Source organism: Pantoea sp. CTOTU50773 (assembly GCF_032082325.1).
Classification (GTDB): Bacteria; Pseudomonadota; Gammaproteobacteria; order Enterobacterales; family Enterobacteriaceae; genus Pantoea; species Pantoea communis.
Window position 1 is genome coordinate 1 of the sequence record NZ_DAMDQC010000132.1, and the last position, 12,073, is coordinate 12,073.

Annotated in this window: 10 protein-coding genes; 6 read left to right on the forward strand and 4 right to left on the reverse strand. The window is 54.2% G+C overall.

The genetic code is table 11. From position 1 onward, the window contains the following. The 4 genes from uxuA to uxuR form a co-directional block, all read left to right on the forward strand. A partial coding sequence (uxuA, locus tag RT340_RS17655; RefSeq protein WP_313377385.1) for a mannonate dehydratase occupies positions 1-650 on the forward strand: 650 nt, incomplete at its 5' end. A gap of 56 nt (positions 651-706) precedes the next feature. Further along, positions 707-2,188, forward strand: coding sequence for a fructuronate reductase (locus RT340_RS17660; protein ID WP_313377386.1), 1,482 nt, complete (start codon positions 707-709; stop codon positions 2,186-2,188). Continuing rightward, a complete protein-coding gene (gene uxaC, locus RT340_RS17665) occupies positions 2,185-3,603 on the forward strand; it encodes a glucuronate isomerase (RefSeq protein ID WP_313377387.1) in 1,419 nt (472 codons plus the stop codon). Before RT340_RS17660 ends, uxaC begins: the two co-directional genes overlap by 4 nt. 84 nt (positions 3,604-3,687) lie before the next feature. Next, a complete protein-coding gene (uxuR, locus tag RT340_RS17670; RefSeq protein WP_313377388.1) occupies positions 3,688-4,455 on the forward strand; it encodes a Uxu operon transcriptional regulator in 768 nt (255 codons plus the stop codon). 33 nt (positions 4,456-4,488) lie between these two features. Here uxuR and RT340_RS17675 read toward each other — a convergent pair whose 3' ends face one another. The 4 genes from RT340_RS17675 to RT340_RS17690 form a co-directional block, all read right to left on the reverse strand. After that, on the reverse strand, positions 4,489-5,676 hold the full coding sequence (locus RT340_RS17675; RefSeq protein WP_313377389.1) for a PLP-dependent aminotransferase family protein: 1,188 nt from the start codon (positions 5,674-5,676) through the stop codon (positions 4,489-4,491). Between the two features lie 666 nt (positions 5,677-6,342). After that, complete coding sequence (locus RT340_RS17680; RefSeq protein ID WP_097117183.1) at positions 6,343-7,635, reverse strand: PQQ-dependent sugar dehydrogenase; 1,293 nt, start codon at positions 7,633-7,635, stop codon at positions 6,343-6,345. Continuing rightward, on the reverse strand, positions 7,632-8,054 hold the full coding sequence (locus tag RT340_RS17685) for a DUF2231 domain-containing protein (protein WP_166931240.1): 423 nt from the start codon (positions 8,052-8,054) through the stop codon (positions 7,632-7,634). The genes RT340_RS17680 and RT340_RS17685 overlap by 4 nt, the downstream gene beginning before the upstream one ends. 132 nt (positions 8,055-8,186) lie before the next feature. Beyond that, a complete protein-coding gene (locus RT340_RS17690; protein WP_097117185.1) occupies positions 8,187-9,302 on the reverse strand; it encodes an ABC transporter substrate-binding protein in 1,116 nt (371 codons plus the stop codon). Positions 9,303-9,628: 326 nt separating this feature from the next. Between RT340_RS17690 and RT340_RS17695 the strand changes: the two genes are divergently transcribed. Continuing rightward, the gene (locus RT340_RS17695) at positions 9,629-10,783 is read left to right on the forward strand and encodes a mandelate racemase family protein (RefSeq protein ID WP_313377390.1); all 1,155 of its coding nucleotides are present in this window, start codon (positions 9,629-9,631) and stop codon (positions 10,781-10,783) included. Positions 10,784-10,843: 60 nt separating this feature from the next. Further along, positions 10,844-12,073: ABC transporter substrate-binding protein (locus RT340_RS17700; RefSeq protein ID WP_313377391.1), on the forward strand; the 1,230-nt coding region annotated here is incomplete at its 3' end.

The following is a 12,073-nucleotide window of genomic DNA, read 5'->3' on the forward strand; positions in this document are numbered from 1 at the left end:
TCATCGCTGGTTTACCGGGTGCAGAAGAAGGTTACACGCTGGACCAGTTCCGTGCTCAATTAGCCCGTTATGACGGCATCGGCAAAGCTGAGTTACGTGAAAACTTCGCGACCTTCCTGCGCGCGATTATTCCAGTGGCGGAAGAGGCCGGTGTTCGGATGGCAGTGCATCCGGATGATCCCCCGCGTCCGATTCTGGGTTTACCACGCATCGTCTCTAACGCAGAAGATTTGCAGTGGATGATCGATACCGTACCCAGCCCGGCGAATGGCTTCACCATGTGCACCGGCTCTTACGGCGTGTTGGCAGAAAACGACCTCGCCGGCATGGTGAAACGTTTTGGCCCACGCATTTACTTCGCACACCTGCGGTCAACCAAACGCGAAGAGAACCCGAACACCTTCCACGAGGCAGCGCATTTAGGCGGCGATGTTGACATGTTCGCCGTCATTAAGGCGATTGCTGAAGAAGAACATCGTCGTAAAGCGGCCGGTCAGGAGGATTTGATTCCGATGCGCCCGGATCATGGTCACCAGATGCTCGACGACTTGAGAAAGAAAACCAACCCCGGCTATTCGGCGATTGGTCGTCTGAAAGGGTTGGCGGAAATTCGCGGTGTGGAACTGGCGATTCATCGCGCTTATTTCTGATGGCATTCGTTGCTGCCGGGTGCCATTGATGGCGCACCCGGCTTGATGGAGTTTACATGGAACCTAACCTCGCCAATGGCGAACTGAACGTGACCCGCCCCGCCTGGAACCATCAGCGGCTGGTGCCGCGTATTGTGCATATCGGCTGTGGCGCCTTTCATCGCGCGCATCAGGCGTTGTATCTGCATCACCTGCTTGAAATCAGTGACACTGACTGGGGCATCTGTGAGGTCAACCTGATGTCGGCGAGCGGCAAACTGTTGGTCGAACAACTGCGCCAGCAAGATCTGCTCTACAGCGTGACGGAAAAAGGTGCCGGGCAGAACGACGTTCACCTCGTTGCGGCCATCAAAGAAGCCTTGCATCCTGCACTGGATGGACACGACGGCATTATCGAAGCGCTGGCTCGTCCGGAAACCGCTATCGTTTCATTGACGGTGACGGAAAAAGGCTATTGCACTCAGGGTGCCAACGGTGAATTGGATGCGGATAATGCACTTATTCAACACGATGTTGCGCACCCTGGCACGCCGAAATCCGCCATTGGTTTTATTGTCGAAGCATTACGTGTGCGTCGTGAGCGTGGTTTAGGGCCGTTTACTGTGCTCTCCTGCGACAACCTGCGTGATAACGGCCATGTCGCGCGCGCCGCTGTGGTAGGCCTGGCGCGGTTGCGCGATGCGGCACTGGCGCATTGGATTGATGAGAACGTTACCTTCCCCAGCAGCATGGTTGACCGCATCGTTCCCGCAGTGACCGACGAAACACATCATGAGATTCGCGACTTGCTGGGCGTTGCCGATCCCTGCGGCGTGGCCTGTGAACCATTTCGCCAATGGGTGATCGAAGATAACTTTGTCAACGGCCGTCCTGACTGGGATCGCGTGGGCGCGCAGTTTGTGGCCGACGTTGCGCCATTTGAAATGATGAAACTGCGTATGCTCAACGGCAGTCACTCATTTCTTGCCTACCTCGGGTATTTGGGTGGCTGTGAAACCATCGCTGACACCATGCAACTCCCGACCTATCGCCAGGCAGCATTAGCACTGATGATGCAGGAACAGGCACCAACGCTATCAATGCCAGAGGGTATTGATCTGCTGGCCTATGCTAATCAGCTGATCGAGCGTTTTAGCAACCCTTCCCTGCGACACCGGACGCAACAGATTGCGATGGATGGCAGTCAGAAGCTGCCACAGCGCTGGCTCGATTCCGTGCGCTATCACCTGAAGCACGGCAGTGACTATCGCCACTTGATGCTGGGAATTGCCGGCTGGATGCGTTACGTCGTCGGGCAGGATGAGCGAGGTGAAGCATTTGATGTGGTTGACCCATTAACTACCACGCTAAAAGACATCAACCAGCACACGCCAGAAGGCGATGCGCGCGTTAGCGCCCTGCTTGCCGTGAGAACCATTTTTGGAGACGATTTGCCCGCCAATCCGGGCTTCGTCAGCCATCTTCAACAGGTGTACGCGCAGCTTTGCCAGCATGGTGCCCGCGCCGCCGTTGCATCCCTGAATCAGGAGCCGAAATGAAGCACTTTATGGATGACGATTTCCTGCTGCAAAGCGACGTTGCGCGTCGTTTGTACCATGACTATGCGGCTGACATGCCGATTTATGACTACCACTGCCACCTCAATCCGCAAGAGATCGCCGAGGATCGTCAGTTCGCCAACCTCGGACAGATTTGGCTGGAAGGCGACCACTACAAATGGCGCGCCTTGCGTGCTGCGGGCGTGGATGAATCGCTGATCACCGGTAAATCTACGAGCGATTACGATAAATACCTCGCGTGGGCCCACACCGTGCCCAAAACGCTGGGCAATCCGCTCTACCACTGGACGCATCTGGAGCTGCGTCGCCCGTTCGGCATCACCAATACGTTATTTGGGCCGGACACCGCACAACGCGTATGGGACGAATGCGCCGAGAAACTGGCAACCCCGGCATTTTCTGCACGCGGCATTATGCGTCAAATGAATGTACGTATGGTTGGCACCACCGATGATCCGGTTGATTCGCTGCAATATCATCGTCAGATTGCTGAAGACAGCAGCTTTGATATTGATGTCGCCCCAAGCTGGCGCCCTGATAAGGTCTTCAAGATTGAGCTTGAAGGCTTTGTTGAATACCTGGGACGGCTTGAGGCAGCAGCGGATGTGGCGATCATCGACTTTGATGCGTTGCGCACCGCCCTGCTGCGCCGGTTAGATCACTTCTCCGCTCACGGCTGTCGTGCAGCGGATCACGGGATTGAAGTGCTGCGCTTTGCACCTGTTCCCGACGATAGCGTGTTGGACGCCATTCTGGCGAAACGTCGCAACGGCGACACGCTAAGCGAGCTGGAAATCGCGCAGTTTAGCAGCGCGGTGCTGGTCTGGTTGGGTTCCGAGTATGCACGACGTGATTGGGTGATGCAGTTACACATCGGTGCCATTCGCAACAACAGCACTCGCTTGTTCCGTTTGCTGGGTGCAGACAGCGGTTTTGACTCGATTGGCGATAACAATATTGCTTTGCCGCTCTCGCGCCTGCTGGATGCGATGGATGTTAACGACCAACTGCCAAAGACCATTCTGTACTGCCTCAATCCGCGTGACAACGAAGTGCTGGCGACGATGGCAGGTAACTTCCAGGGAGCGGGCATCGCCGGTAAAGTGCAGTTTGGTTCCGGCTGGTGGTTCAACGATCAGCGCGATGGCATGCTGCGCCACTTGGAGCAACTGTCGCAAATCGGTTTGCTCAGCCAGTTTGTCGGGATGCTGACCGATTCACGCAGCTTCCTCTCTTACACACGCCACGAATACTTCCGCCGTATTCTGTGCAACCTGCTCGGTCAATGGGTGCAGGATGGCATTGTGCCGCACGATGAAGCGGTACTCGGCAACATGCTGCAGGATATCTGTTTCAATAACGCACAGCGCTACTTTACCCTCAATCCACGTTGAGAATTCCGCCCTGTGCTATAGTGCAGGGCGCAATTGATGGCAGCGTCAGTGGTCGTCAACTTCTTAATCAGCAGAAAAGAGCTCATGAAAACACAAGCATCAGCGCAGCGCCCTTATCAGGAAGTGGGGGAAATGTTGCGTAACATGATTATGCAAAAGCAGTATGCCGTGGGCGAACGCTTGCCGCCTGAGCGTGAATTGGCTGCGCTGCTGGATGTCACGCGTACGCTGGTGCGTGAAGCACTGATCATGCTGGAGCTGGAAGGCTTGATTGAAGTGCGTCGTGGTGCCGGGATCTACGTGGTAAACGACAGTCCTGCACCGCGCGCGACGATACAAGCCGCCTGTAACGATGCCGGCCCGTTTGAGATGCTGCAGGCGCGTCAATTGCTGGAGAGTAATATCGCGGAGTTTGCCGCCCTTCAGGCCACGCGTGAAGACATCATCAAGATGCGTCAGGCGCTGGAACTGGAAGAGAGAGAACTGGCATCCGGCGCCGTGAATGAGAGCGAGAACGGCGATCGTAACTTCCATTTAGCGATTGCCGAAGCGACCCATAACAGCATGCTGGTCGAGTTGTTCAAACAATCCTGGCAGTGGCGTGAAGATAATGTGATGTGGAGTCAGTTACATCGTCATCTGGTGAACACTCATTATCGTAAGCAGTGGCTCGACGATCACAAGAAGATCCTCGCCACATTGATCAAGAAAGATGCACGCGCCGCCAAGCAAGCCATGTGGCAGCATCTGGAAAATGTGAAACAGCGATTGCTGGAATTTTCAGATGTCGATGACATCGATTTTGATGGTTATCTGTTTGAATCCTGGCCGCTGGACAGTGCCAACGGCTAAAACAAGCCCTTGTTACCAAGGGCTTTCAGGCGATTACTGCGGTAATGAAGCTTTCAAACGCTGTGCTGCTACGGCCAGATTGGTTTCCGATACTGAGGCATACGAAATACGCAGCGTTGAAGTATCTGGATTATCACAATAGAAAAACTCACCCGGGACATACACCACACCCTTGCTCAGCGTGGTTTTCAGCCATTCGGTGGTGTTGAAAGCTTCCCTGAACGTTGCCCACAGGAACATGCCACCCAGCGGGCGATAGAAGTGCAGCTTATCCCCCAACTCCGTCTCCAGCGCTGCACACAATGCATCGCACTTCTGCTTATAGGCCGCGCGGATCAAGCGAATCTGCTCCGGCAAGCGACCGGTTTCCAGATAATGACGCGTCAGGGATTGTGACAAGGCACTGGTGTGCAGATCCGTTGCCTGCTTCAGGTTCACCACTGATGACTTCAACCAGCCCGGCATGGTGATCCAGCCAACGCGTGCGCCCGGTGCCAGGATTTTGGAGAAGGTCGAGGTATAAATCACATTCTCGCTGGCCCCCATCGCTTGCGCATGGGATTTTAATGGGCGGAATGTCTGATTGGTGAAGTTGATCTCGCTGTAGGGATCGTCTTCAAAAATCAGGAAATCATACTGCTTCGCCAGCGCGATTAACTGCTGACGACGCGCATCAGATAAGGTGACGCCGCTTGGATTGCCAAAGGTCGGAACGATATACACGGCTTTGATTGGTGTCTGTTTGACTAGCTCTTCCAGCTCATCAACAATCATGCCTTCGCCGTCAGTGCCAACAGATTTGAACTGCGCTTCAGCCAACTGGAAAACCTGCAATGCGGCGAGATAAGTTGGACGCTCCACCACCACCACATCACCGGGGTTGATTAACGCGCGGGCGAGAATATCCAGTGACTGCTGGGAGCCAGAAGTGATCACCACGTCGTCTGGCGTGCAATCAATACCGCGGTCGGCTGAAATGCGGCAGATCGCTTCACGTAATAGCGGATCCCCTTCACTCAAGCCATACTGAAATGCGTTGTGACCATCCTGCGACAAGGCGCGATCCATGGCGATCTGCAGGCCTTCGGTATCAAACAGGTCGGGATTCGGGATGCCACCACCCAGAGAGATCACCCCTTCCATTTTGCTGTGTTTCAATAAATCCCGAATGGCAGATGAATGAATGCGTTGAACGCTTTTGGACAATTTTTGCGACGACATAAAACCTTTACCTGATTATTTTTTTCTAAGACTAAATTCATAACATAAGTTAGCTAAGCTGATAATCACATTTTCACTGTCTGGCAAAGAGAATTTAGTGCCGGAAGGTAACTACCGATATTGAGAAAAAATCACCTGTTGAAACTAACGAAAAAAGGCGGAGGGGTAAGCTCCGCCTTGTTTCAAGTTCCGGTCAGTGCGCCTGACCGGTCAGTTGCAAAAGGGCAACGATGATTTGCAGGATCACCCGGACCAGGTCCAGGAGTAACCGAACAAGTTCCATCACTTTCCTTCTCCTTTGACAGGAGCGCGCTTTTCAGCCTTCGGAGCTTTGACTCCACCCGCCGATGGCCTGAGCACAGCTGTGAGGAGTGCTGAGCGCCACTCATTGTGGAAGCCACAGGCCAGCACCACCTGAAACCTGCCGGGATTTGACAATCCGCGCCCCTGGGAGTCATCAGAAAACAATGAGACTGCGCTCGCCACTCAACACCTGTATAACCATACAGTACCTTTGCGAAACTTGAAATATTCCCCCGCACATTTTATGATTTGATTTGTGAGGAGTGCTGAGCACCCCGTTCGCAGCGCGGTTACCAGCCGGTTAGCGAACATAAATAAAGGATTTGGCTATCAAGCCAAATCCTTTTTTATTGCCTGCAGAAATCAATTGGCAGAGCTGATACGCCAAATGGCATTACCTGCATCATCCGCGATCAGCACACCGCCCTGCTGATCTGATGCCAGTCCCACCGGTAAGCCCCGTACCTGTTTTTGGTCATCGGTCAGGAATCCGGTCACCACCGGCTGTGGCTGACCAACCGGTTTCCCGTTTTCGAATTTCACCCACACCACCTGATAGCCATTCAACGGCGTGCGGTTCCAACTGCCATGTTCACTGATAAATGCCCCTCCGCGATACTGCGGCATGTTATCTGCGCCATAGAACAGCAAGCCAAGCGGTGCCACGTGTGAACTGAGCGCGTAATCTGGCTTGATGGCTTTTTCTACTAAGTCAGGCCGCTGAGGCTGCGCCCGCACATCGACATGTTGGCCATAATAGCTGTATGGCCAGCCGTAAAAGCCTTTGTCCTGCACCGAGGTCATATAATCCGGCACCAGGTCCGAGCCAATCTCGTCGCGTTCATTAACGATCGCCCACAGCTTGCCCGTTTGCGGTTCCCATTGCAGACCGGTGGGGTTGCGCAGCCCACTGGCATAGATACGGCTGGCACCGCTCGCCGCATCGACTTCGAGTACCGCCGCTCGACGATATTCGGCACCAATGCCATTTTCCGTAATGTTGCTGTTTGACCCTACCCCGACATATAGCCTGCTGCCGTCGGGGCTGGCCAGCAGTGACTTAGTCCAGTGATGGTTAATCGGCCCGCCGGGCAGTTCAGTCACCACCACCGGCGGCGTACGAATCTCAGTTTGTCCGTTTTCATACGGGAATTTCACCAGGCTATCGGCGTTGGCAACATACAACGTATTGCCCACCAGCTGCATGCCAAACGGCGCGGTCAGGTTATCGATAAATCGATGCTGCTCCCACTTGCCGTTCACATTACGCAACAGCGTAATACGATTGCCACCGGCCCCGCCTTTGCCCGAAGCATTTTTTACGATGCCGGTAATGAGATCTTTCGGCGCGGTTGTCGGTTTCGGTGTGCCGTTGGATTCGGCCACCAGCACATCATTGTTCGGCAGCACCAGTACCTGACGTGGATGCTGTAAGTTATCAGCGATCTTTTCAATCTTCAGCCCCTCCGCCACTTTTGGCATTTCACCGGCTTTCCAGGGGATACCCTCCGGCACCTGCATCGGCGGTACAAAGAAGTTTTGCGCCTGGGGGAGTTCAGGATTGGGGCCAATCTGTTTTTGCGGATCGATAAGTGAGCCATCATCACAAGCGCTGAGAAGCATGGCGAGGGTCACTGCACTCAAAATCTGTTTCATGCGCGACCTCCTGCTGTAATGCGTCCACGCAGCGCTAACTGCACGTTGGCGAGCAACAGCAGTGCCACCACCAGAGTCGACAACGTTACCCCAAGCGGCACCACGGCATACGCATCACGACTGTGAATAAAGGCATTTGCGATAGCCACGACGATGGCCAGCAGTGACAGCCAGAAATGGGTCTTTTCACTGGGATAAGGCCCGCGGAATAAGTAAACAAGACTGATTAATCTTGGCAGGATAGCGAGCACCAGACCGATAGCAATCAACCAACTGGCTGATTTGGTCCACATGATGACGAAGGTTTGCAGATAGATGATATCGAACAGCCAGGCCGCAACAAAAAAGCCCAGCGGTAGCGGTTCCAGCAGAGCGTAAAGCCCCACCGCAAACGCTGAACGTCCCGAGGTATACAACATTTCACTCTCCCTATTACGTTTATTATTCAGGCGATGGCTGCGTTTCGCTTCCCCGAAATCGCAGCCAACCGCCTGTAAAATATTAGTAAAGATGAAGAGTAATGCGCGCGATTACCGCAAAAAGCCTAAAGGTTATGACTTATCCGCAGGCAGTGTCACCCAGTAACCCGGCTGATAAGGCAATGGCAGAAACTTTTCATGGAACTCACGGAAGGTGGCGTCAGGATCGATATCTTTGAACAGATCCGGATGCAGCCACTTGGCCATCGCCTGAATCGCGACAAACTGATATGGGCTATCGTAGAACTGGTGCCAGATGGCGTGTGCATTGCCGTTGTGGGCAACCGGCAGGGTTTTAAACGCATCGCGCATCATCAGCAACTTCAGACGTGCCGTGGCTTCTTTGGTGTCTGCGCCAGGGCCAACGCCCACCCATTTGCCCACGGTGTTGTAGTTCTTCCAGTTGGCTCCGGTCACTACCACCACATCCGGACGGCTGGCAATGATTTGCTCTGGGTTCAGGGTACCGAAGGTGCCTGGGATCAGATCTTTAGCGATATTGCTCCCGCCGGAGATTTCGACCATCTGACCAAAATTCTCATTACCAAACGACATGCAGCATTCATCGGTGTAGCCACCTGCACGATCAATCATCACTTTTGGACGTGTGCCGGTGAAGTTTTTCAGGCGATCGGTCACCTTTTCGATCTGCGCGCGGCGGAAAGCCACAATCTCTTCAGCACGCTGCGGGTTATTGACCAGTTCGCCCATGATGCGGATGCTCTTCTCGGCGTGCTCCATCGGCTTCTCGCGGAAGTCGATAAACACCACCGGTACACCAACCGCCTGCAACTTTTCAATCAACTTGCCTTCATCCGTGGCGGCTTTTGATTCGAGGTTCATCAGCACCAGGTCCGGCTTTAACGTCAGCGCCTGCTCAACGTTGAAGGTGCCGTCTTTCGCCCCACCAAAGGTAGGCAGCTTTTTAATTTCCGGATACTTGTTCTCATAAGCCATATAACCGTCATAGTCGGCCTTATGGAAATCATCACGCCAGCCCACTACGCGATGGAAAGGCGCGGCGGTATCGAATGCCGCCAGCAGATACATCTGACGCCCTTCACCCAGAATGATACGTTTGGATTCTTCTTTGACTTCAACCTGACGCCCTGCGATGTCGGTGATGATTTTTGCCGAAGCAGAACCCGTTACAGCCAGTAACCCCAGTGCTAACAGCCATTTTTTCATTGTGTCTACCCATACAAATGATAATGATTATTATTAAAATTTCGCGGCGTCACTATTACCTGGCAGACGCGAAATGAAAAGCCCCTGGGACACATTTTTTTACATCCCCTTGCCGTTTTTCTTACTGTGTAGCCGCTCACAAAACGACCTTCTTTCGTGAAAGTGCTCACAGCACCCCATGCAACTGCCCAGGTAATGACCTTCTCTTCCCGCATTTCACCAAATGCGTAAACAAATTGTTTATGCTAAATTTCGAATTGAAACGCTGTTCTATTTTTAATTTAACGCTCGCCCTGAGCATTGAAATCCTGTCTGGAGGTCTTACCGTGAAGATCAGCGCCATTGATGTCACCCTGTTTACCTACCCTACGCGCCGCGTAGCAGATAGCGCGGGCCACTCGCACCCTGGTGCAGAAACCGATGCGCAAATGGCGCTGCTCACGCTGACCAGCGAAGACGGCGATTGCGGATATGCTTTCGCACCAGCCGAAGTCATACGGCCGCATGTGGTCAACGCCTTCTTCCGTAAGGTGCTGATCGGGCAAAACGCCTTTGATCGTGAACGCTTGTGGCAGGATTTGGTGCACTGGCAGCGTGGCAGCGCGCACCAACTCACTGAGCGCGCACTCTCCGCTGTCGAACAAGCCATGTGGGATCTGATTGGCCGCAAGCTTAAACAACCGGTGCATAAGCTAATGGGCGGTTACCGTGAAAAAATTCCCGCTTACGGCAGCACCATGTGCGGCGATGAGTTGGAGGGTGGCCTCTCAACGCCGGACGAGTACGCCCAGTTTGCCGAGAAGTTGGTAGCACGCGGTTATCAAGCCATAAAACTGCATACCTGGATGCCGCCGGTTTCTTTCGCCCCCAGCACCTCAATGGATATCAAAGCCTGTGCCGCGGTACGCGAAGCGGTAGGTCCGGATATCGCCCTGATGCTGGATGGCTACCACTGGTACAGTCGCAGCGAGGCACTCACCATAGGTAAAGCGCTGGAGAAGCTTAACTTCGCCTGGTTTGAAGAACCGATGGAAGAGGAGAGTATGGCCTCTTACGCCTGGCTGGCGGAAAATCTCAGCATTGACGTACTCGGCCCGGAAAGCCTCGGCGGCAAACACCACAGTCGTGCCGACTGGGTGCGTGCAGGTGCCTGTGACATCCTGCGTGCCGGAGCCAACGGCGTCGGTGGCATCTCTGCCACCCTGAAAGTGGCCAGCCTGGCAGAAGCCTTCGGCATGGATTGTGAAGTGCACGGCAACGGCGCGGCCAGCATCGCGGTGGTGGGTGCCATTCGTAACTGCCGTTGGTACGAACGGGGGTTGTTGCACCCTTTCCTCGATTATGAACAGCCGCCGGCCTACCTCAATAGCCTGGTCGATCCGATGGACGATCAGGGCTTTGTTCACCTGCCTACCCGGCCTGGACTTGGGGAGGACATTAATTTCAGCTGGATTGAAACCCACACGCTCAATCGCTGGTAAGCGTCGAACACAAGCAGTACGGCAAACAACTATAAACCTCTGACCTGCTGGACTTTGCTTATGAACATATCTCGTTATTGCAGAGCATGGTGCGCCGCGCTAATGCTGCTCACGGGTAGCCCGTCGCTGCTGGCCGCCACGCCAGACGACCAGTTGATCGTGGGCATGAACATGAACAACCTGTTGACGCTAGACCCCGCCGCGATGACCGGCAATGAAGTGGTGGGCATTGTGGTCAATCTTTATGATGGGCTCGTCGAGTTAGATCCGCGCCAGCTCACCCATGTACGCCCTGCTCTGGCGGAACGCTGGGAGATCAGCGCCGATCATCGCCAACTCACTTTCCATTTGCGCGACGGCGTGCATTTCCATTCCGGTAACCCGCTCACCAGCGAAGACGTGATTTGGTCGATGCGCAGGGTGTTGCATCTCAATCTGGCCCAGGCGTCAGTGTGGAAATCCTACGGCTTCAGTAAAGACAACGTGGATCAGATGATCACTGCCGCCGATGCCCGTACGGTGGTGATCCAACTGCCTAAGCCTAACGATCCGCAACTGGTGATCTATTCCCTGGCCGCACTTGGCAGCATGGTGGTGCTGGACAGTAAAACAGTGCAGGCCAACGCGGTGAACGATGACTGGGGCAACCGCTGGCTGACCACGCACGAAGCCGGTTCAGGCCCGTTTCGTCTCGATGTTTGGCAGGCCAAGGATGTATTGCGCATGAGCAGGGATGACAATTACTGGCGTGGTGCTGCCAGATTAACCCGCGTGGTGTTCCGCCATTTGCAGGAGTCACAAACCTTGCGCTTGATGATGGAGAAAGGCGATATCGACATTGCCAGTAATATGGCAATCCCCGATGTGCAGGCGCTGCGCCACGATCCGGATCTCACCATTGATGCGGTGCAGAAAGGCACCCTTTATTACCTGGCGATGAGCATGAAGGATGACCACTTCGCCAATCCGCAGGTGCGCGAAGCCGTGCGCTACTTAGTCGATTATCAGGGCATCAATAAAACCCTGATGGCCGGTTATGGCACTTTGCATCAGCGTCCGATCCAGTCTGGTATGCCTGAAACACTGCCCGATCCCGGTTATCGTCTTGATGTGCCGCGAGCCAAAGCGTTGCTAGCCGCAGCGGGCTACCCTAATGGCTTCGACACCACCTTGCGTGTGCTGGCTGATCAGCCGTTCCTCAATATAGCCATCGCCATTCAATCCACGCTGATGCAGGCAGGCATTCGCGCCAAAATCATCACCGGCACTTGCAACCAGATTTATAGCCCA